Below are 21093 nucleotides of genomic sequence, written 5' to 3'. Positions count from 1 at the left end.
AATTGACCAAAATCCTCGATTGGTCAATTTAGATTAAAAAAGAAAGAATCTTTATAGTGAAAGACCCTTTAATAAGAACACTTTCATGATTTCTGCGATTCGTTCAGAACTTAGTGCTTCATGATTTTTTTCCCAGTCAGAAACTAGGGCAATGTACATTTTGAAAAGCAAAAAGCTGGTAATTTCCAGATCCACCTTAGGGATGGCTCCTTTAGCAATCGCACCTTCAATTTTCTGTTTGACATAGGCAATTATCTCATTCTCGATGTGCTGCAGCATTTCTGAAACAGTTAATGTCCCCATCTCTCTCTCTTCCTGGATCAGCTTAATCATTAGCTGATGCTGGGAGCGAAACCCTAATAATCGGTATAAGGCGCGATGGACATTCTCTGTAAATGGCAAGTCCGGCTGAATGACTGCCTCTGCTTCAGCCTTCATTTCCTGTACTAACGAGGTCACGATTTCGGCAAACAACTCTTCCTTATTCTTAAAAAAGGTATAAATTGTTCCTTTACCTACACCAGCAAGTTTTGCCACTTGATCCATTGTTGTTGCCTTATATCCAAACAACGAGAAGGACTTTGCAGCCGCTTCTATAATCATCTTTCTTCGATCCGCTGCCATGGACATCACCTCTTTATTTGACTATTTTAGTTTTTTGGTCATTAAATTGACTTCATAAATATACCATAGGTTATTTTCAGAATCAACTATCATTCTGATATCTCGGCAGATAAAGATTTCACCTTATTCATAACATCCTTAAAAATGAAAACTGTCAATGTCATGATTACGATCAATACCAGCCCGCTTATATAGAACAATAAATTGGGGGCGAAATTGTACATAATAAATAAAAATTCCGAGAAAACGAAAAGGAGTATTAAAAATAACTCAAACAAAAGCGCCATTATAATAAATACAAGATACGGAATAACAATTTCTCTATGTGATATATGTTTTAAGGTAAGTCCTTCCCAACAAAGATCTGACAATCTAGCAACTCCTCTCATTTCATCACCCCAATTGACATATTCACTATTACATTATGTCCAAATTGGAAGATTATTTACCTATCAACTCTTTGTCACTCAAAAAAAGGCTCTTCCAATTTAAAAATTGAAAAAACCTATAACTGACTTAATTTGGAGTTAAGGTAAGTTTTGCTGCGTTCTACTGATATTTGTCAGGGTCCGTATTTGTCATATGATATTTTCCTATCGCCCAATCATCCATCTGGTTTTGATACCAGCCGCTTAACACATGGCCGGACTGGACTGCCCTGGACCGACGATATTATAGATTTTGCTCAAGTCCTGCGAATCCACAACAGTACACCAAAATGCTCAGTGGTTAACCTTCATCTGTTAACGGATCCCATCCTGCTGATCCGATTGTTACGCTGCTGATACATATTCCGCGGTATTAAAAGATCCTCTTATTCCTTCATCTGAAGTGCTCAGCATCATTCTACAAAATATCACATTATTTCTTGGGAAATGACATAATTCTCTTTATTTCCCGTTCTTCCTTTTTAATCAAACGTTTAATTACATGGAAAGGAATTTCCTGAGGACAATAAAAATAAACTCCTGAAGCTAGTTCCTCTAGAGGAATTTGCTTCAGGTGTCCCTTTAGTCGTTTCCTAATTTTTGTTTATTCACAGCAAGATGGGCAAAATGGAAATGGTCAAAAGCATGTAATCCATCATCTCTGTTGGAAAAGTATAATTCTTCTATATTTATAGGGGAAAGGTTTTCATATATAAGCATATTGTAATTCTGCAGTTCTAAATCAAGTTCAAGCGGGTCAAAGCCAGTGATGATCGGTTCACCAGTCCGCGCCGTAATTTGTCGCATTTGGCTTATTCTTTTGGAGGCAAGTTTTTCATTAAAAGCCGCGTTATCGAGATAATCAAAAATGAACGAGCTTCCGTTTGGAGACAGGTCTGAAACGGTTGATAGAAGCTTATAAAAATCCTCTTTCTCTAAATACATCACTACACCAAGAAGACTGAAATAGCTATATTTTTGTTCATCAAAGCCGTTCTTTTTCAGCTCGTCTCTAAGCGAATCCTGTTTAAAATCTACAGAGACAAATTTTACATGTTCTGGAATAGTCATTCCCGTTTCCTGCAGCCGATTACGTTTGAATGCCTGTGTTGCTGGGTGATCGACTTCGAAGATAATAAAGTCATCCGGCAGATTCTGCTGCCTTAAAGCAAAGGTATCAAACCCGGCTCCTAAAATGACATATTGCCTTACTCCCCGTCCAACAGCAGCCATAAGACCATCCTCTGTGTATCTAGCCCTGCTGACAAGCTGAGGAATCGTTTGGGTATTCATAACCCACTCCAACTTTTCTTCAAAAGTTTTTAATGATTTGCTTTTCTCCGGATCAAAAAATTCAATTGCATTGCCCCAATTTGAAGCAATGAATCGCTTTTCCTCCTCAGATAAAATCGAATTGGCCGCATAATCATCAAAAACAGGCTGCTTACTCATAAAAGCATGATACCCTCTGGCAAAACAGCTGACCAAAGCCGTTAAACTCCCCTTATTATGATCCAAATCCATTCCCCCTTCCTAAATCTTAAACGCAAAAAACCCCTAGCCAAAACCCAGCCAGGAGTTAATCATATATCGAAAATATACGAACGTCAATTAAATTTTAATTTTATCACAAATATTTAATTTTGTCAATACATTTTTTTTTGGGGGAATGGCTTGTTTTTTGCAATATTTAATATTTAACAGGGACACTGTCAAAAACTTTTCCTGGATTTAATATGTTATTAGGATCAAGCTGAGCCTTGATTCCCTTCATGATACGCAGAGAGTCTCCGTGTTCTTCAATCAAGAAAGATTTCTTTCCTATCCCAATTCCATGCTCTCCCGTACATGTTCCGCCTTTAGATAAGGCAAATTCAACAATTTCCCGATGAGCATTCTTCACCTTCTCCATGTACTCTTCATCACGGGGATCAACTGAAAAGACAGCATGATAATTTCCATCACCTACATGGCCGAATACCACAGCATCAATATCATATTTATCCACTGTTTTTCTTGTATAAATTAATGCATTCACTAAATCAGCAAGGGGAACGCAGACGTCTGTTACCATGTGCCCTTTTCCAGGATTTGCGGCGATGACGGCAAGTGCAGCCTGATGACGTGCTTCCCATAATTGAGCTCTTTTTAGCGAATCATTTTCAAATTCAAAAGATACACACTGTTCATCTTCCACAATCTCTTGAACAATCGCTATACTATTGTCCACATCTGGTTCACTTCCGCTAAATTCCATAAACAGGGTTGGTTCTTCACGAAAGAAAGTGCCTTTATAAGCATTCACCGCTTTAATGGTTTGATCATCGACTAATTCAATTTTCCCTATTGGCAGGCCAGCTTTTAATAATAGGGTTGCTGCTTTTCCAGCATCCTCAATCGTTGGAAAGGTTACCTTTACATCTGAAGTAACCTCAGGGATTCCCTGCAATTTCAGGATAATCTCTGTAAACACACCCAAAGTTCCTTCGGAGCCGACAAACAGTCCTGTCAAATTATAACCAGCAGAAGATTTACATGCATACCCGCCTGTTCGAATAATGGCCCCATCTGCCAGCACAAGCTCCAAGCCCAGTACCTGATCACGCATTACACCGTATTTCACACTATTCGTGCCGCTTGCATTTGTGGCTGCCATTCCGCCGATTGTAGCATCTGCACCAGGGTCAGTAGGAAAAAATAGCCCGAATTTCTTTAATGCCTGATTCAATTGATTTCTTGTTACTCCAGGCTGCACAACAGCAATAAAATCATCTGGCCGTAATGCAACAATCTGATTCATCAACGTGAAATTAAGACTTATTCCACCGCTTACCGGAATAATTTGCCCCTCCAAACTAGATCCAGCGCCAAATGGAACAATGGGGATTGAATGCAGATTAGCAAAACTGACAATCTTCACCACCTCCTCCCTTGAAACCGGAAAAACCACCACATCCGGCAAATGCGGTGCATGATACGCAATCCCCTTACTATGCTGCTCCAAAACCGTCCCATTCACCGAAACCCGTTCATGATCCCCAACAATCCCCAACAACTCCGCATACAAATTCAACCTCTCCACCTCCTAATATCATACATCCATGTCCACCCTACGCGGACAAAACCGCTCATTTGTCCACGGGCGGTGCCTGACACTCCTAGCATCCATCAAGTATGAATAACTCCGGCTTTTCCAGGTAAGAATGGATTTCTTCCATGAAGGCATTGGCCGGTTCGCCGTCGATGATGCGATGGTCGAAGGTGATGGACATTCCCATGACTTCTCCGATGACGATTTGATCGTTTTGGACGATTGGTTTTTTCTTGATGCTGTGGACACCCAGGATGGCTACTTCCGGGTAGTTGATGATCGGTGTGGCAAACCAGCCGCCTTTTGCGCCAGTATTGGAAATAGTGAATGTGCTGCCTGTCAGCTCATGCGGTTTTAACTTTCTCTCTCTTGCCCGAGCCGAAAGATTCTGTATCTCTCGGGCAATCTCCAATACACTCTTTTTGTCTGCATCCCTGATCACAGGGACAATTAATCCCTCATTGGTTGAAGTGGCCATACCGATATGGATTTGTTTCTTAAAGACGATTTCCATCCGTTCATCATCCACTGTAGCATTGAAGATTGGATGACGTTTCAAAGCCTTTGCCGCTGCTTTCACAATAAAAGGCAGGTAGGTTAGCCGCACCCCATTTTTCTCAGCATGGGGCTGGAGTTGGTTTTTAAGCTCCACCAATTTCGTAATCAAAACCTCATCCATCCCGCTGCAATGGACTGCAGTAGACTTTGATAGTTTCATGTTTTCATATATTTTTCGGCGCACCCCGCGGATCGGCTCTCTATTTTCGTCCGGTTCTTTTGTTAGTACAGATTCTTGCAGAACTGCGGCTGCCGCTTCAATCGCCAAAGCATCTTCAAAAGCTGCCGTCTCCTCTTCCGCCTGTTTCTTAAAATTTCTGACATCCTCTTCCGTCACCTTTCCGCCATTTCCGCTTGGGGTTACCTCTGTAATTGCGACCCCGAGCTCCCGTGCCAGTTTCCGAACGGAAGGAGCTGCAATCACACGTTTTTTCGGTAAAATTCCAATAGAAGCTTGAGTGGCCAGCCGCTGCCCCTTTAGCCAATCTTGATGATTAGGTGCCTGCTTGTTCACATAAACAGGTTCGGGTTGAACTTGGCTTTCTTCCAAAACAGTAAACAGAACATCGCCAACCCTCACCACCTCGCCTACTTCTGCAGTAAAGGATTGAACAATTCCAGCGACAGGTGATGAGATTTCTACAACTGCTTTATCGGTTTGCACTTCCACCATATTTTCATTCTCCTTTACATAGTCCCCCACCCCTTTGAACCATGAAAGAATCTCTGCTTCATGTAACCCTTCACCAATATCAGGAAGCCGAAATTCATATGCCATAATATCTGTCCACCTCCATCCTCTAAAAATCAATGTGCCAAAACTTCCCGAATGCCTTTATTAATCCGTTCTGCATTTGGCAGCCAATCATCTTCTACAGACGGTACCGGATAAGGAGTATCAAAACTTGCAATCCGAATGATTGGAGCCGAGAGAAAGAACAAAGCCTTTTCATTAATCAACGCCGAGATTTCCGCTCCAGGTCCTCCTGTTTTAACGGCTTCATGTACAATTAATACTCTGCCTGTTTTCTGCACAGAAAAGACAATAGCTTCCTCATCAATTGGAGAAATCGTCCTTAAATCAATCAATTCAATCGAGACATTTTCCTGTTGCTCCCATCTCTCAGCCACTTTGCTTACAAGCGGTACAGTCGCCCCCCATGTAATAATCGTTACATCCTCTCCTTCTTTTAAAACCTTGGCCTTGCCGATTTCAATCACATAATCTTCCTCAGGCACTTCCTGCCTAAAAGCACGGTAAAGCTTCATGGGCTCTAAGAATAACACAGGGTCATTATCGCGAATTGCAGCTGCTAACAACCCTTTGGCATCATAAGGAGAGCTTGGTATGACCACCTTCAACCCCGGCGAATGTAAAAATAACCCTTCCAAACTATCAGAATGAAGTTCCGGAGTTTTCACACCCCCGCCAAACGGTGCCCGCACGACCATCGGTGCCCCTAATCTCCCGCCAGATCTGAATCTTAGCCTTGCAGCCTGAGCCGCCATCTGATCCATCGCCTCATAGATAAAGCCGAAAAATTGAATCTCTGCAACCGGCCGCAATCCTCTCGCCGCCATTCCGACCGCTGTCCCGACAATGGCAGATTCTGCAATCGGCGTATCAACCACCCTGTCTTCCCCAAACAGATCCTGAAGACCATCAGTAGCACGGAACACACCACCGTTTTTCCCAATATCCTCCCCTAAACAAATGACCCGTTCGTCTCGTTCCATCTCTTTTCTTAAGGTAAAATTGATCGCTTCAATCATAGTCATCGCCGGCATTACAATACCCCCTCTCTAGCAATGGAGTTCTTCTGTTCTGTCAACTGGTTCGTTCTTTGCTCATACACCACATCAAAAATTTCTTCCGTCGTACTTTTTGGAGCATTTACTGCCAGCTCAAAAGCTTCCTTCACCTTTTGCTCCGCTAATTCAAATTCCGCTTTATCCAAAGCTTCGTTCCATATCCTTTTTTCTATCATGAAAGCTTTCATCCGCTTTAATGGATCCTTCGCCAGCCATTGCTCTAATTCTTGAGGATCCCGGTATTTCATCGGATCGTCTGCTGTTGTATGCGGCCCCTGCCTATATGTAACAGCTTCGATTAACACAGGTTTACCCTGACGTGCCCGCTCCAAGGCCTGCTTCATAGTTGTATAAACGGCTAAAACGTCATTCCCGTCCACTTGAATGCTGGCCATTCCATATGCTACTGCTTTTTGAGCAATCGTTTTACTGGCGGTTTGTTTGGATCGCGGGACGCTAATAGCCCAGTGATTATTTTGCACAAAAAAGATGAGGGGAAGCTTATAAACCGAGGCGAAGTTCATTGCTTCATGAAAATCCCCTTCTGATGTCCCGCCATCGCCAATATATGTTACACTCACACTGTTTTCTTTATGATATTTTCCTGCCCAAGCTCCTCCAACTGCATGGAGACACTGAGCACCAATGATGATTTGAACAGGGAATACATGGGCTCCTTCCGCATCCGTTCCCTTCAGATGCCCCATCGTGTAGAGAAAAAAATTCTTCATTGGAAAGCCGTGAACAAAACAGGCCGCCCCTTCACGGTAGCTGGGATAAATCCAATCCTGCTTCCCTAAAGCGCAAGCGCTTCCAATTTGTGCTGCTTCCTGCCCGATCATCGGCGCATAAGTGCCAATTCTCCCCTGACGTTGCAGCTTTAATGCCCGCTGGTCAAACACCCGTGCCTGTACCATCCATTTGTACAAGGTAATCAGCTCATCATCCCTTATATCCGGTGCAGCAGCCCGGATCTTACCGTTCTCATCCAGATATTGAACTTTTTCAATAGTCACTTCATTCGGCTCCATCCACATACAATTCCCTCCAGTTTCCATTAAATCTCGGGGAATAATCCTGCTGCCTGTTCCTGCGATTAGCATATATTTCCTCCCCATCTCTGTCAATAGTATTGTTGGAAAGTTCTGAAAATAAATCAATTTCGTAAAAAAGGAACTAGAGCCTCTTTCTCTAATTCCTGTAATAATTCCTACTTATTCAACTGTTTAATAAACTCTTTCATAAATCCCGGCAGGTCAGGCCAAGCATGTCCGGAGACGAGATTCCCCTCGACATGCAGATGATTTTCAATATAAGTGGCACCTGCTGCTTCCACGTCAGGTTTGCACGCGATATAAGCTGTCAGCTCTCTGCCCTCTAAATATTGACGCACTGTTGTTAAAACAAGGCTGGCATGGCAAATGGCCGCTACTGGTTTATTGGCTTCAAAGAAATGGGCTACAATTCTAGGGACATTTTCATTCAAACGGATATACTCTGGTGCTCTTCCACCTGGAATTATTAATCCATCATACTCTTCCGGGTTCACATCCTCAAAGGCCAGCTGTGAATCGACTAAGTAGCCTTTACTCTCCGTATAAGTATCCCAGCCAATGAAATCGTGGACAACTGTCTGAAGTTTCTTCTTAGACGGTGCTGCAATTTGCACATTATACCCTTCTTCCAAGCAGCGAAAATATGGATAGTAAATCTCTAAGGCCTCAACCGCATCACCAGCTAAAATTAATACCTTTTTTGACATAATCCATTCCCCCTTCCTAAAACTAGGCAAGCGCCCTTTATTTATATATTCTAGGCCTGACTTATAATTCCTTTTTTAGGAAGAGGGGAAATCGGTCAGTACTCTTTTACTTCTTTCATTTTTTCTAGGCGTTCTAAAATAACCCGTTTACGATAAAACATCATACAGGCCTCTGATAGATTTGTCATCATCGCTTTGTTAGTAGCTGCTCCAAAAACCACACCGGCTACCGGGACCATTTGAAATAACTTTTTCCAGCCGAACTGTTCCCTATATGTATAAACAACTTCTCTCCATCCTTGAATTTGTGAAAACAACTTATCCGACCTGCTTCTTCCATAATTAAAGGAAGAAAGCTCATTCAGAATGGCCCGTTTACCTACAACATCAGCCAAAGAAAATTGCAAACATTTAATTATAAACACTCTTTCACTTTTCTCATCTGGATCATAACCATGAATAATAGAAATTTCTTGCAGCGTTTTTAGAGAAACAGTCAAAAGAGCAGGAATATCGATTGCAAGAGTAAAAATCCCTCCGATCCCAGTGGTTGCACCCTGAAAGGCAGCAAATCTTGTTCTCCTCGCCACTACCTCCTTACTGATTTTTTCCATAGAATAAAGGGGAATCCCCTTAACATCAGAGCTGGTGCGAATTGACATCTTGGTTTCCGTTTCAATCACTTTATATAATTTATTTTTATTAACCAGGTATTTCCCGCCACTTTGGATATATACACCTATTTCTTCAAGCAATGTTCCGATCTTATTATGAATAAATTGGGGAGTTAGTTTATCTAATAGTTTAAATGGAAGACGACCTATTCGTTCCCAAAACCATATTTTTCTTTGATCCTTTTCCCATTTTTCAATAATGGCTAATTCCCTCTGTAATTCATCTATTGATTCCATTTCTTTAAGGCTCCTTTAAATTTTAAAATAAACTATTTATAGCCTTTATCCATTCTTGTTTTTCATACGAAGAAATCCAGAAAAGGTGGATCAAACACTCAAAATCATTAAATCCCCCTCTCATTTTTTGAAAGGGGGATTTAATAATTATTGGAGGTGTTGCCCCAGCCTCATACCAACAAATGCGAGAAGGATCCCGAACGTGTAACTTACAACTAGATATGGAATCATAATGTTCCAATTTCGATTCGTATGTAGCTGGATATTTTCTAATTTAAAGGTGGAAAACGTTGTAAATGCCCCCATGAAACCTGTTCCTAACAACAGTTTCCAGGAATCCGCCAAATTTGCTCCTATAATCAACCCCAGTAAAAAGGATCCAGTTAAATTAATTAATAAGGTCCCCAACGGAAATGAAGAAGGGTATTTTCCTCTCATCCAAGCGCTAAAGCCAAACCTGGAGATGGCCCCAAAAAATCCGCCAACGGCTACTAATAAAATATGATTCATCGTCCCTTATTCCTCCCGTCCACCGCTGTTCCCAAACGATATCCGAGCCAAGAAAACAATAGCCCACCCCAAAGACTGAGGAGAACATACCCTACCGCCATTCCCCATTTGGAATCGGTAATCAATTTTACTGTTTCCACACTAAATGTTGAAAACGTCGTAAATGCTCCTATCAATCCAGTTCCCAATGCTGTTAACATATAGGGATGAAGGAATTTAAAGCGCGGCAGGAAGGTTGTCAGCCAGCCCAATGCTAAGCTTCCGGCCATATTGGTTAAAAAGGTGGCTAACGGAAAGTCATGGTGCCACCACTGGCTAAAATAAATCCCAATTGCGTAACGTAACAAAGCTCCAACAATCCCTGCAATACCTACTAAAAAATAAATCACCCATGCTCACCTCTACAAGTAAGTTTGCCCAAATATAAATAGACTCCTACCAGATCTTCTGGTAGGAGTCATCAGCTTAACAGCATTTATGGCGAACTCCATCGCCTGTGATATGATTTAATCGAATTGTAGCAAAAATCCTCTATTTTGCCAATATATTCTTTTCCATCTTTTTTGTTTGGATGATGGAACTAGTTTTTAAACACGGCTCTAATATCAAATATTGATCATATAGCTAAACGAATCCAATAGCTGCAGAGCTAATAGGGAGTTTTTCAATTGAATTGCCAATGACCTCTATTACTATCCAGCCCCGATAAACTTCATTTGTGTTTGAAAAATAAACGGTAAAATTCCGCTTAAAATGGGGAAATACTGATATTCCCTTAAAAATAAAGGAGGTTTTTCCGTTTATATTATCCAAATCTTTAGATTTTGTCATATTTAGAGCAGTTAACGGAATATCTCCGCTTATATCTGCTTCTTAGGCTTCCTCTACATACATTAGCCGGAAATTCTCCGCCTATGAATTCTCATCACTACACAAAAATCAACAATGAATAATTGCACAATTTTAATAGTAGGTTTAGACAATAAAATCGCACACATAAATCATGTACATTATTTTTCTAATACTGAAATCAAAACGATTTTTTGCATAAAGACCTTAAAAGCGGCTATATATCAATGAAACAGACCATTCCGATTTTGCGAAATGGTCTGCGATTCTTTAAGTTATTTTGGTAAAACTCCCTCTGAAGAGACCCCGATAAAATTTTTATCTCTGCTTCTGAAACTATGTTTTCTCAATGACCAACCGTTTTTCTCTATAGCCTTTCTATAAAAAAAAGGAAAGCAGCGAACCGATCTTTCCCGAAGCCAACTTCGCTTTTATTCAGCAAAAACCAGCTGATTCCCACCTAGATTTTTGGCAATATAAAGGGCCGTGTCCGAAGCCTTCTTCAATGCGTCAACATTTACTCCATTCTGCGGAAAAACCGACACCCCCGCGCTTATGGAGACCACAATTTGATCTGACTGAACATGAATGGGATGCTGGGTGTAGTATTCTGTTAACCGCTTATACAAAGGTTCAATTTCCCGTTGCGAATTAACGATAATCATAAATTCATCACCCGCATAGCGGTATCCTTGAATCGTTTCATCAGAGATGCTTTTCAGCCCATCCGCCAAAACTTTTAAATATAAATCCCCTATATCATGCCCATAATGGTCATTCACTTTTTTCAAGCGATCAGAATCAATCATGACAAGATGTACGCTGGTTTGCTCTTTGTTCATTAAGGATAAAAGGTCTTCGTGAAACGCTCGATAGTTTTTTAATCCTGTTAGTTCATCATACAATGACATTTTGTAAATCTTTTCATACAACCTTGCGGATTCAATCGAACTAAAAACCTGTGTCCCAATGATTTGAAGTAATTCTTCATGCTCTTTCCTGTAAGCAAATTCATCATAACATTGTGCTGAAATAACACTTTTCACCTGATTATCAATGATGACAGGAACAAACAGGCAAGAGTTTGTATAGCCAGAATCCTGATTCCCTAGAATAACTGCATAGTCCTTTTCTCTTATTGATTTCCTATGATGAATGATCTTCCTTGTTTTGATCGCTTTGGTCGTATGATTTTTACCGAGGTTGACTGTTACTGGTGGATATACCTCGCCATTATCGACCATAAAAGCAATGTTAAAATGTGAATCCCCTTCATTATATGTCGCTATATAGAAAGAATCTGTGGGCATTACCTGTGATACCATTTCATATGCCTTTTTTAGAAGAACTTCCTCATTTAAGGACTTGCTGCAAATTTGGGCAAATTTATGCAGGATTCGATAGTGATTATTTAACCAGCTGATCCGCTCTACGTTTTCGTAAATATCATCTATTTTTTGAAAAATTTTATCCAATAGTGCTGATTCCTGATTATTTTTATGATCCGTTTTCAGATCTTTATTTATTTCATCGGAAACTTGCGTATGGTCCGTGATAATTTTATTTAATAATTCGTAAATAATGGGTAACGATTCTGAATTCTTTCTATGTTCCATCACACTCCACCTTACTTCAAATCCGGTTATAATGATTCACCATGAATTCCAGTTATACTCAATATATATATTTTCTAAGTATTCTTTTAAGTATTCATGAGAGGTACTGAGAAAAGCTCTATTGTAATCATTATACCGATAATTCTTTCTGTTTCACCCACCTATTTTTAAATACTGAACTAATTAAAAAAGAGGATCCCCTTGCCCCGATATGGGCACCGAATCCTCTTCTCCTAATTAGTGTTCATTATTTGAGTATTTGAATTTTTATTGTTTTTCTGCCCCAATTTCGTGCAGCTTTTTCAGAGGACATAAATAGGTCAATTTTATTTCCTTTTATGGCTCCTCCAGTATCTCCGGCAATTGCATATCCATAACCTGGTACATAGACCTTTGTACCCAGTTTAATCACTCTTGGGTCAACAGAGATGACCTTTAGATTTGGATTTTTCTTTAGATTGATTCCGGTCGCTGTAATGCCTTTACAATGTGCAAAATTTAATGTATAAGCAGAAGCACTTACCGTAATTACTTTATATGTATTGGACGCCGCGGATGCTCCGCTGCTTATTCCTAGCATTAGCATAATAGAAGTCGCAATCGTTAACAGGGATTTTTTCATCTTAGAACTCCTTTGTAAGCGATATCGATATCATACCAAAGGTTTATTACAATCATGTTTCAAGAGTTTGCTAATTTCGTGACAATATGACAAACCAGCCCATTATGATGGTGAAAGATGAAGGCTGATTATCTTTCACCAACCTCAATTAATTTGTCTCGTGCGCATTATGAGACTATTTAAAACCGTTTTCATAATTAATTACTTAAATTTTAAATTTTTATACTCAATTCGCGAACTTTTTCTTTTTTATTTTTCTAAGACATGCTATAATGAGTTCGGAGTTCAAACGACCTAAATTGTTCGAAAATTTTTAACAAATTGTATATTGAATTTATTGCTCTTCTAACAATTTAGAAACAATCTTATATGAATCAGTTTCATAAATGATTTTGGTAAATTATTTGTGAATATATGCACATACTTATTTTTTATAGTTTCTTTTTGTGAAATTGATTTTATATAAATATTTTATTGTTATTCATTTTTTTGGAGGCTTATCTATGAACAACATTTTCAGAAAAAAACCGATTGCCGATTTAATGGCTCAGAGTCAAAATAAAGAGCTAAAACGCGCACTAGGTTTGATGGATTTAATACTGCTTGGGATCGGCTGTATAGTAGGGACTGGGATTTTTGTTGTAACAGGTGTAATTGCAGCGCAAAGCGCAGGACCAGCTATTATTCTTTCCTTTATTCTTGCAGGTATTGCATGTGCTTTGGCCGCTTTTTGCTATGCTGAGTTTTCTTCTTCTATACCGGTTTCCGGCAGTGTTTATACGTATACGTATGCTACATTAGGCGAACTGATCGGCTTTTTAATCGGCTGGGATTTAATGCTTGAGTATGTCATTGCCCTTGCAGCTGTGGCAACAGGCTGGTCTTCCTATTTTCAATCGTTAATTGCTGGTTTTAATCTACATGTTCCCGCTATTCTTGCATCTGCACCTGGCAGCGGCCAAGGTGGAGTTGTCAACTTACCTGCTATCATTATTATTCTATTAATCACAGCTCTTGTAAGTAAAGGCGTTAAAGAAAGTACCCGTTTTAACAACGTTATTGTTCTTCTGAAAATCGGAATTGTATTATTATTTGTTTTTGCTGGAATTAAATATGTCAAACCGGCTAACTGGACACCTTTTATGCCATTTGGCTTCAATGGTGTAGTGACTAGTGCCGCTACTGTTTTCTTTGCCTATATCGGCTTCGATGTCATTGCCAATGCATCAGAAGAAGTGAAGAACCCGCAGCGTAATATGCCAATTGGTATTGTAGCTTCATTAGCAATTTGTACTTTCTTGTATGTTGTCGTTTCATTAATTCTAACAGGTATGGTGCCGTATACGAAGTTGAATGTAGGAGACCCTGTTTCCTTTGCCCTTAAATTTGTAGGTCAAAATAGTATCGCCGGTATTATTTCAGTAGGTGCGATTATTGGGATTACCACAGTCCTGCTTGCATTATTATATTCACAAATCCGGTTAACCTACGCTATGAGCAGAGACGGTCTATTACCAAAAGTTTTTGCAAAGGTACATCCCAAATTTCAAACACCTTTTAAAAACACATGGATGACCGGATTTATTGCAGCTGGAATTGCAGGATTTGTTGACTTAACAACACTTGCTCATCTTGTAAACATGGGAACATTGGCTGCTTTCACGCTGATTTCAATCTCAGTTATTGCATTACGTAAGAAACAGCCAAATCTTAAAGCAGCATTTCGAGTCCCATTTGTCCCAGTTCTTCCAATTATCAGTGCACTTTTATGTATCTATTTATCATTAAGCTTGCCAAGTATTACATGGATTTGCTTTTTCATTTGGATTACTGTTGGAATCATCGTGTATATATCGTATTCAAAGAAACATAGTTATCTGAATACCCCATTTAGTGACACACAAGATAAAAAAATAAGTTAAGTTCTTTAAGTAAACATGCATCATTTCCTGTCAAATTAAGTACAAAAAAACGCTCTCCTTTGAGCGTTTTTTTATTGTTAAGAATTATGATAGAAATACTTGATCCAATAAGGAAGAAAGTTGTTCACTTTTTAAACAATTATCACAGATTAACACTACTGTTGAGTTTGATTCAATTACCTTATCTTTGTTTCCATCTGTACAAATATGACAAACCTGTTCTTCCACTAACCGTCACTCCTTTTAAATATTGCTCTCTGTTAAACTTGGTTGTTGATCTCTGCCCCAATCCACAGATCACAAAATCAACAAATGTGCTTTTAACATAGCCAAAATTTATATTATTATGTTCCCTTCGCTCTCTTTTTAATCATTGAAATAAAGAAAACTCGCCGACTGGCGAGCTCGCTAGGGCAAAGTCAGAGGCGTAGTTCGTCGAAAAGCACAGCTTCTCAACTGTGAGGCTAATGCTCACGAAGCATCCCTTAGTTCACTTATACCTGACAGGAAAGTTATGCTTTCCTATCGGCCAAAAAAAGCCCAATGACTATGCATTGGACTTTTTGTTCTTACTCTATGATCAATCATTTAAATGAAACGGTACTGTCGAAACTACTACATCTTTTCTGTTCAGAAGAATCGTACGAATACGAAATGCTGATTGATTGTGTAATAAACGATGCCACCACTTATGAGTGATAAATTCAGGTAACAGGACCGTTATCCTCTTATCCTCACCGTAGCGATTCTCGACACGTCCGATAAATTCAATCAATGGTTTTATTAATGTGCGATAGCGCGAAACAACAACAACCAACCGAACTCCCGGATTCCACTCTTCCCATCTTTCCTCCATCTTTTTTGCGTCTTCCGATGAATAAGCCACATAAAAAGCTACTACATTAGGGGTTAGAGATTTTGCATATGCGATGGTTGATAACACCACTTTATGAATGCCTGCAACAGGGACAATAATGACTGTTTCGGTAACTGGTATGGGTTCCGTTAATTCTACCCTCAATTGCTTGGCTACACTATCGTAATGCTTACTTATTCTTGTAATCAAAAATAATAGTAGCGGTGAAATGACGACTACAATCCATGCACCTTCTTCAAATTTGGCGATACTAAAAATAATCACAACAAGAAGTGTAACAACGGCACCTATTCCATTAATGATCGATTTGCGCTGCCATCCCTGTGTTTTTTCTCTCCGCCATTTCAGCACTAAACCAAACTGTGCCATTGTGAAGGATAGGAAAACCCCAATAGCATACAAAGGTATTAATGCATCGGTTCTGCCACGGAAAACAATAAGTAAAATACTTGCCAAAATTCCCAGTGTGACAATCCCATAATTAAAGGCTAGACGGTCTCCTCGGTTACTAAACATTCGGGGCATATTTTTATCTTGGGCCATAATAGAAGCCAAAATTGGAAAACCATTAAAGCTTGTATTAGCAGCCAAAGTTAAGATTGCCATTGTAGCAAACTGAATAATGTAATAAAATCCCCCTCGACCGAAAGCATCTTCTGCTACCATCGATAAAACTGAGTTGGTACCTGTAGGGTCTGGATGAATATCATAAGCTCTTGAAAGAACTGTTACGCCTCCGAAAATGATGGCTAGCAATGTCCCAAGCGTCAGCATCGTTCGTTTCGCATTCTTTTGTGCAGGCTGCCTAAAATGGGGAACGGCATTGGATATCGCTTCAATTCCTGTAACAGCAGAACATCCTGATGAAAATGCTTTTAATAACACAAACCAAGTTAATCCCGATGGTAAACTTGTCGGGACAGAAACTTGATGAGTTGCATGACCTGCACCAGTAAACCAATCAAAAAGACCTTTCCCCACAAGGGCGATCATACAGAAAATAAACAAGTACGTAGGAAAAGCAAATACATTACCAGATTCCGATGTTCCTCTTAGATTCATCCAAACCATGAACCAGGTAAAGACCAAGGTAATAGGAACAACATAGGGAACGGCTGCATGATAGGCGGAAGTAATCGCCATAACCCCTGCAGAAATCGAAACGGCTACCGTTAAAGTATAGTCAATGAGCAATGAAACGCCAGCTAAACGCCCCCACATCATTCCTAAATTTTCTTTGGCAACCATGTAGGCTCCGCCGCCTTGCGGATAGGCATCGATTACTTGTCTATAACTTACGATTAAGATCGCAATTAATAAAATGATGGCAATAGCGATAGGAATAGAAAATGCAAAAGCAAAGGAGCCAACCGTTGCCAGCTCCAGTAAAATCATTTCCGTTCCATATGCCACGGAAGAAAGAGCATCCGATGATAGGATCGGTAATGCCTTTCACATCGGCATTTTCTCCCCTTCTGCTTCACTTGTTTTTAATGGGCGCCCCAGAACAAGTCTCTTTAATGATTGAGAAGTCATTATTTTCCCTCCACTCCCAATTTTAGTTTTTCGATTATAATTTCCTAACATTTTATAAAAATGATTAGAGAAAAAATCATTTGCTGCTGAAAAGCCATCCCAGGCTTTTTACCTTTAACTCATATCAAACTCTGCGAATCAACTTCTTTAAAAATGTAAATACCTAGGTTTCACCTAGTTTTTATCAATCGTTTTATTTATTCCCATAATGAATTTGAATATCCGAAAATGAAATTCAAGAATGGGGATAAAAAATAGACCAATGGTTACTCATTCTCCAAAGTATTAATTACAGCAGCACTACAAATAGAAATATCCTTAGAGAAAGATACCCTATTCATGTATTCCGCTGAATTAATCAAGAATGGAGAAAAAGTAATCATTGGTCTACTTAACGCCCAGCAAGCCTTATCACTGTCTTTGCGTTCTGTCTCCCATATTCCTCTTTCTTAAAATAGGCATAATAAAAAGACCTACTTTTCTATGTCTGGCTGCTCTTTTGCTATCAAACAAAAAAGCCCCCTGAATTAAGGCGGTCTTTGGACCTCCCTCGCTTTAGCCGACGAAGTTAGCTGACGGGTAGGATGGCGAAAGAGCATCTCATCCCTTCTGGTAATAACAGAATTAACCCCAATAAACTGGTTCCTCCGTTCCTGAGCTTCCTCAGGATTAAGCCGAGTTTTTAATTGATATGGTTATTACTTCGTAAGTATAAGCGCTGATACTCTTCTTGTAAATGGCCATTTTGCGTTAAATCGAGCTTTAATCTCATATTTTCCGTGGAAAACACTACCTTTTCTCTCCCTTTCAAATTGTTGCTCCTTTTTTTATATACATTTCCCTTATTGACACCTCATTAATAGCTAACGTATAGTAGAATCAAATCGAACATTGTTTTATAAGGCGGAGTCTGTCACCAAGGAATAGTTATGTCCTTTAGTGACAGGCTCCTTTTGGTTTTTTATAAGTTCATGCAAATCGGGGGATAAAAAAATGGTTCTTTCTAAAAAGAAACTTGAAGCAGAGATCAGTGGATCATTTATAAAATACCAAAGAGAATTACTTGGACGCGGTCCGCAAGAAGCAAAAACCTATATTATTCAAGACATGGTAATTATTCGTTGCAAAGGAGTGTTGACCACTGAGGAAAAGCATCTTGTTTCCCATGATAAAGGAAGAATACTAGTAAAAAAAATGAGACAAGTTCTTCGGGAAATGTATAGTCAGGAATATGAGAAAATTGTTGAAAATCTTACTCAATGTAAAGTCCTGTGCAGCCATAGTGACACTAGCACAAAAATAGGGGAAAGAATTGAAGTATTTATTGTAGACCGGGATTTAGAAAAAATATTAGATGAGTAAATGACATGTATTTCATTATATATTGTGTATTATTCAAAACAGATAAGGAGCAGCCATCTAAGGTTGCTCATACCTTTTTTCAAATTTAGATTTTTCGAAGAGATTCTTATAAATTCCTACCTATTCTGCCATGCCTTCAGGCGTATAAGGCATTTCATTTGTAATCCACCATTCCATACAATTCCTGCGTAAGACGTTACAATAATTTGATAGATGGTTCCCCTGCTGACATTTGCCCCTGTCAGAAAGATCTTGTATGGCAGTATCATCAAATTCTCTTCAGACATTAATTCTATGAGAACTTTTTTTATCGCTTCTTGGCTTTGTCTATACTTCCTCAACAATTAAGCTGGATTTGTTGAGGAATGAACAAATAGTGTTCATTTAACAATTGTAATTGCCCCACTACTGAATATAATCATAAACAGATGAACCAATAACGAATAAATACCAGTACAGGATTGTTACTAGTTATACAGGCAAAACCTAAAGTAACTTGTGTAAAACCTAAATTGCTGAAATCGTACACTTTTAATGTCTTCATTTTTAGTGGGCTAGGTTTTTCCTTACTTCCAATGTATTTAATCATTGCAAGGGTCTTAGCTTCTGTATATTATAGACATGCGTTCATTTAGCTATCAATACTCCTATTTTATAGGCAAGCTGAATATTGGAATAATAAAAAAACTATCCGACTTGCGAGCCCGTTAGCGCGAAGACAGAGGCGTAGTTCACCTAAAATAAACTTTGCCTCAAATTCTAGAGCAATACATCTCATTCTAGTAAGATCACATTGGAGGAAATATGTCGATTCAAGTTCAAGATTTAAATAAGTCATTTCGTGTTCACGTTCGGCAAGAAGGCTGGACGGAAGCATTTCGCAGTTTGTTCAAACGGGAATACCAAACTGTTCATGCGGTGAAGGATGTGTCCTTCACTATTAATACGGGTGAAATTGTGGGGTTTTTAGGACCAAATGGTGCAGGAAAAACGACCACGATTAAAATGTTAGCCGGTTTACTTCACCCTTCTTCAGGAAAAATTGATGTGAGCGGTTTCAAACCACAAGAACAGAAGAATGAGTTCAAAAAAATCATGAGTTTGGTTATGGGGCAAAAGAGTCAATTGATTTGGGACATCCCACCGATGGAAACTTTTCTGGTAAATAAAAGCGTCTATGAGATTAACGAAAAAATGTTTCGGCAAACCTTAGATGAACTGGTTGAGTTGCTGGAATTAGCCCCTTTACTTGGAAGACCGGTCCGGAATCTAAGTCTGGGCCAACGAATGAAATGTGAATTAGCCGCCTCGTTATTACATCGCCCATCGATCCTTTTTCTAGATGAACCGACAATTGGATTAGATGTAAACACGCAAGAAAAGGTACGACAATTCATTGCTAAATATAATCGCGAGCATAAAACAACCATCCTCTTAACTTCACATTACATGGGTGATGTTACTGCACTTTGTGATCGGGTATTGATCATTAATCACGGGAAACTTCTTTACGACGGAGAGCTTCAAGTTTTAACGGAAAGATTAACACCTTACAAATTGTTAGAGGTTCGTCTTCCCTTCACTTCACACGGTCCCTGGGATAAATTCGGAGAAGTGGTTTCATTTGAAGATGGGAAATTAACGCTTAGAGTCGCAAGAGACCGAGTACCGATCGTTTCCTCCGAACTGCTGACTAACTTTGAAATTAATGACCTGAATATACAAGATCCGCCGATGGAAGAAGTGATTACTCTTGCTTTCCAGGAGGAATCCCATGCTAATTAAGTATCGCGCGATTTTGCGGATGAAATATGTAGAAATGTTTTCTTACCAACTCTCTACGATGGTATGGATGTTTGGCACGATGGTTCAGCCTCTGATTACGATGATGGTATGGATGAATATTTACCCCAATCAGGGAAACTCATTTATTTTGTATTTCACGTCTCTGATCATGGTAGAGCGCCTTACAAGTGCTTGGGACTTATGGGAAATGGATCGTCAAATACGGGAAGGCACGTTCTCCTATCAAATTGTTCGGCCATTTCATCCGATCCATTGGGCAATTGCCGAAAATATTGTTTATAAAGGATTGTTTTTAATTGTTCTTTTACCTTGCTGGATCATTCTATCCTTATTTATTCCTGCCCTTCAGCTGCATTTATCCGTAAGCCAATCGGGGCTATTTTTAAGTTCGTTATTACTCGGAGCGATGATCCGGTTTGCTTTTAGTTATATGTTTGGCATCTTGTGTTTCTGGATGACAAAAGTAACCGCCATCTTTGCCATGTTTGAAACCGTTTCTTTATTTATTTCCGGAAGAGTTGCCCCATTTTCTCTTTTACCGCCCTTTGTTAAACAAATCAGTGCCTTCCTGCCGTATCGATATATGATCGGATTCCCTTTAGAAATTTTGACAGGGGCAGATGATATTCATACTATCCAAGCTGGATTTTTGGGCTCTTTCATTTGGACTGTTCTTCTAATCGGGGCAATAGGTTGGTTATGGAAGGCTGGACTAAAGAAAAATCAGGCGATGGGTGGATAACATGGTGAGATATTGGTGTATTTTCAAAGAATTTTTTCGTACTTGTCTGGTTGAGGAACTCGAAT

At 39.4% G+C, this 21093-nt stretch carries 18 protein-coding genes, 1 pseudogene and 2 riboswitches; of the genes and pseudogenes, 4 read left to right on the top strand and 15 right to left on the bottom strand.

Going from position 1 to position 21093, the window contains the following annotated elements; all coding sequences use genetic code 11:
• Positions 1–51: 51 nt before the first annotated feature.
• The 12 genes from HPT25_RS09015 to HPT25_RS08960 all read right to left on the bottom strand — a co-directional run bounded on the left by HPT25_RS09015 (position 52) and on the right by HPT25_RS08960 (position 12783).
• Positions 52–624, bottom strand: coding sequence for a TetR/AcrR family transcriptional regulator (locus tag HPT25_RS09015; protein WP_173062823.1), 573 nt, complete (start codon positions 622–624; stop codon positions 52–54).
• Between the two features lie 1010 nt (positions 625–1634).
• Positions 1635–2576, bottom strand: coding sequence for a class I SAM-dependent methyltransferase (locus tag HPT25_RS09010; RefSeq protein ID WP_246277165.1), 942 nt, complete (start codon positions 2574–2576; stop codon positions 1635–1637).
• Between the two features lie 166 nt (positions 2577–2742).
• Positions 2743–4125 carry an FAD-binding oxidoreductase gene (locus HPT25_RS09005; protein ID WP_173062816.1) on the bottom strand — a complete coding sequence of 461 codons (1383 nt, stop codon included), beginning with the start codon at positions 4123–4125 and terminating at the stop codon, positions 2743–2745.
• A gap of 85 nt (positions 4126–4210) precedes the next feature.
• Complete coding sequence (locus HPT25_RS09000; protein WP_173062813.1) at positions 4211–5479, bottom strand: dihydrolipoamide acetyltransferase family protein; 1269 nt, start codon at positions 5477–5479, stop codon at positions 4211–4213.
• A 29-nt stretch (positions 5480–5508) separates the two neighbouring features.
• A complete protein-coding gene (locus HPT25_RS08995) occupies positions 5509–6489 on the bottom strand; it encodes an alpha-ketoacid dehydrogenase subunit beta (protein ID WP_173062810.1) in 981 nt (326 codons plus the stop codon).
• The gene (gene pdhA / locus HPT25_RS08990) at positions 6489–7550 is read right to left on the bottom strand and encodes a pyruvate dehydrogenase (acetyl-transferring) E1 component subunit alpha (protein ID WP_173071005.1); all 1062 of its coding nucleotides are present in this window, start codon (positions 7548–7550) and stop codon (positions 6489–6491) included. The genes HPT25_RS08995 and pdhA overlap by 1 nt, the downstream gene beginning before the upstream one ends.
• A gap of 173 nt (positions 7551–7723) precedes the next feature.
• Positions 7724–8275, bottom strand: coding sequence for a DJ-1/PfpI family protein (locus tag HPT25_RS08985; protein WP_173062807.1), 552 nt, complete (start codon positions 8273–8275; stop codon positions 7724–7726).
• Between the two features lie 95 nt (positions 8276–8370).
• On the bottom strand, positions 8371–9186 hold the full coding sequence (locus tag HPT25_RS08980) for an EcsC family protein (protein ID WP_173062805.1): 816 nt from the start codon (positions 9184–9186) through the stop codon (positions 8371–8373).
• 147 nt (positions 9187–9333) lie between these two features.
• Positions 9334–9696 (bottom strand): fluoride efflux transporter CrcB, encoded by a 363-nt coding sequence (gene crcB / locus HPT25_RS08975; RefSeq protein WP_173062803.1) that lies wholly within the window; start codon positions 9694–9696, stop codon positions 9334–9336.
• Positions 9693–10085 (bottom strand): fluoride efflux transporter CrcB, encoded by a 393-nt coding sequence (gene crcB, locus HPT25_RS08970; protein WP_173062800.1) that lies wholly within the window; start codon positions 10083–10085, stop codon positions 9693–9695. Before crcB (HPT25_RS08970) ends, crcB (HPT25_RS08975) begins: the two co-directional genes overlap by 4 nt.
• Positions 10086–10140: 55 nt before the next feature.
• Positions 10141–10200: riboswitch (Fluoride riboswitch) on the bottom strand.
• A gap of 776 nt (positions 10201–10976) precedes the next feature.
• Complete coding sequence (locus HPT25_RS08965) at positions 10977–12161, bottom strand: sensor domain-containing diguanylate cyclase (RefSeq protein ID WP_173062798.1); 1185 nt, start codon at positions 12159–12161, stop codon at positions 10977–10979.
• Positions 12162–12408: 247 nt separating this feature from the next.
• Positions 12409–12783, bottom strand: coding sequence for a 3D domain-containing protein (locus tag HPT25_RS08960; protein WP_173062796.1), 375 nt, complete (start codon positions 12781–12783; stop codon positions 12409–12411).
• Between the two features lie 503 nt (positions 12784–13286).
• Between HPT25_RS08960 and bcaP the strand changes: the two genes are divergently transcribed.
• Positions 13287–14705, top strand: a complete 1419-nt coding sequence (gene bcaP, locus HPT25_RS08955) for a branched-chain amino acid transporter BcaP (protein WP_173062794.1) — start codon at positions 13287–13289, stop codon at positions 14703–14705.
• Positions 14706–14789: 84 nt separating this feature from the next.
• Here the strand turns inward: bcaP and HPT25_RS28310 are convergent, their stop codons facing one another.
• Together HPT25_RS28310 and kimA are read right to left on the bottom strand one after the other, a co-directional pair.
• Complete coding sequence (locus HPT25_RS28310; RefSeq protein ID WP_217269669.1) at positions 14790–14933, bottom strand: hypothetical protein; 144 nt, start codon at positions 14931–14933, stop codon at positions 14790–14792.
• 352 nt (positions 14934–15285) lie between these two features.
• Positions 15286–17118, bottom strand: a pseudogene (kimA, locus tag HPT25_RS08950) (potassium transporter KimA).
• A 542-nt stretch (positions 17119–17660) separates the two neighbouring features.
• Positions 17661–17804: riboswitch (cyclic di-AMP (ydaO/yuaA leader) on the bottom strand.
• Between the two features lie 307 nt (positions 17805–18111).
• On the opposite strand from kimA, the gene HPT25_RS08945 reads away from it, so the two are divergent.
• Positions 18112–18480, top strand: coding sequence for a Na-translocating system protein MpsC family protein (locus HPT25_RS08945; protein ID WP_173062792.1), 369 nt, complete (start codon positions 18112–18114; stop codon positions 18478–18480).
• Between the two features lie 116 nt (positions 18481–18596).
• On the opposite strand, the gene HPT25_RS28305 is transcribed toward HPT25_RS08945, so the two are convergent.
• Positions 18597–18821 carry a hypothetical protein gene (locus HPT25_RS28305; protein WP_217269668.1) on the bottom strand — a complete coding sequence of 75 codons (225 nt, stop codon included), beginning with the start codon at positions 18819–18821 and terminating at the stop codon, positions 18597–18599.
• 463 nt (positions 18822–19284) lie between these two features.
• On the opposite strand from HPT25_RS28305, the gene HPT25_RS08940 reads away from it, so the two are divergent.
• Both HPT25_RS08940 and HPT25_RS08935 read left to right on the top strand, forming a co-directional pair.
• Positions 19285–20265: an ABC transporter ATP-binding protein gene (locus tag HPT25_RS08940; RefSeq protein ID WP_173062790.1), complete on the top strand. Its 981-nt coding sequence runs from the start codon at positions 19285–19287 to the stop codon at positions 20263–20265.
• A complete protein-coding gene (locus HPT25_RS08935; RefSeq protein WP_173062787.1) occupies positions 20255–21028 on the top strand; it encodes an ABC transporter permease in 774 nt (257 codons plus the stop codon). Before HPT25_RS08940 ends, HPT25_RS08935 begins: the two co-directional genes overlap by 11 nt.
• Positions 21029–21093: the final 65 nt, after the last annotated feature.

The sequence above is a fragment of the Neobacillus endophyticus genome, from assembly GCF_013248975.1.
Lineage (GTDB): Bacteria > Bacillota > Bacilli > Bacillales > Cytobacillaceae > Neobacillus > Neobacillus endophyticus.
This window is presented reverse-complemented; position numbering and strand designations above follow the sequence as displayed.

Excerpts from the sequence above, each read along its gene's own strand:
- HPT25_RS08985 (WP_173062807.1), bottom strand. The coding sequence starts at position 8,275 with ATGTCAAAAAAGGTATTAATTTTAGCTGGTGATGCGGTTGAGGCCTTA.
- HPT25_RS09015 (WP_173062823.1), bottom strand. The coding sequence starts at position 624 with ATGGCAGCGGATCGAAGAAAGATGATTATAGAAGCGGCTGCAAAGTCC.
- HPT25_RS08995 (WP_173062810.1), bottom strand. The coding sequence starts at position 6,489 with ATGCCGGCGATGACTATGATTGAAGCGATCAATTTTACCTTAAGAAAA.
- HPT25_RS08945 (WP_173062792.1), top strand. The coding sequence starts at position 18,112 with ATGGTTCTTTCTAAAAAGAAACTTGAAGCAGAGATCAGTGGATCATTT.
- HPT25_RS08960 (WP_173062796.1), bottom strand. The coding sequence starts at position 12,783 with ATGAAAAAATCCCTGTTAACGATTGCGACTTCTATTATGCTAATGCTA.
- bcaP (WP_173062794.1), top strand. The coding sequence starts at position 13,287 with ATGAACAACATTTTCAGAAAAAAACCGATTGCCGATTTAATGGCTCAG.
- crcB (WP_173062803.1), bottom strand. The coding sequence starts at position 9,696 with ATGAATCATATTTTATTAGTAGCCGTTGGCGGATTTTTTGGGGCCATC.
- HPT25_RS08935 (WP_173062787.1), top strand. The coding sequence starts at position 20,255 with ATGCTAATTAAGTATCGCGCGATTTTGCGGATGAAATATGTAGAAATG.
- HPT25_RS09010 (WP_246277165.1), bottom strand. The coding sequence starts at position 2,576 with ATGGATTTGGATCATAATAAGGGGAGTTTAACGGCTTTGGTCAGCTGT.
- HPT25_RS09000 (WP_173062813.1), bottom strand. The coding sequence starts at position 5,479 with ATGGCATATGAATTTCGGCTTCCTGATATTGGTGAAGGGTTACATGAA.
- pdhA (WP_173071005.1), bottom strand. The coding sequence starts at position 7,550 with ATGTGGATGGAGCCGAATGAAGTGACTATTGAAAAAGTTCAATATCTG.
- HPT25_RS08965 (WP_173062798.1), bottom strand. The coding sequence starts at position 12,161 with ATGGAACATAGAAAGAATTCAGAATCGTTACCCATTATTTACGAATTA.
- HPT25_RS08940 (WP_173062790.1), top strand. The coding sequence starts at position 19,285 with ATGTCGATTCAAGTTCAAGATTTAAATAAGTCATTTCGTGTTCACGTT.
- HPT25_RS08980 (WP_173062805.1), bottom strand. The coding sequence starts at position 9,186 with ATGGAATCAATAGATGAATTACAGAGGGAATTAGCCATTATTGAAAAA.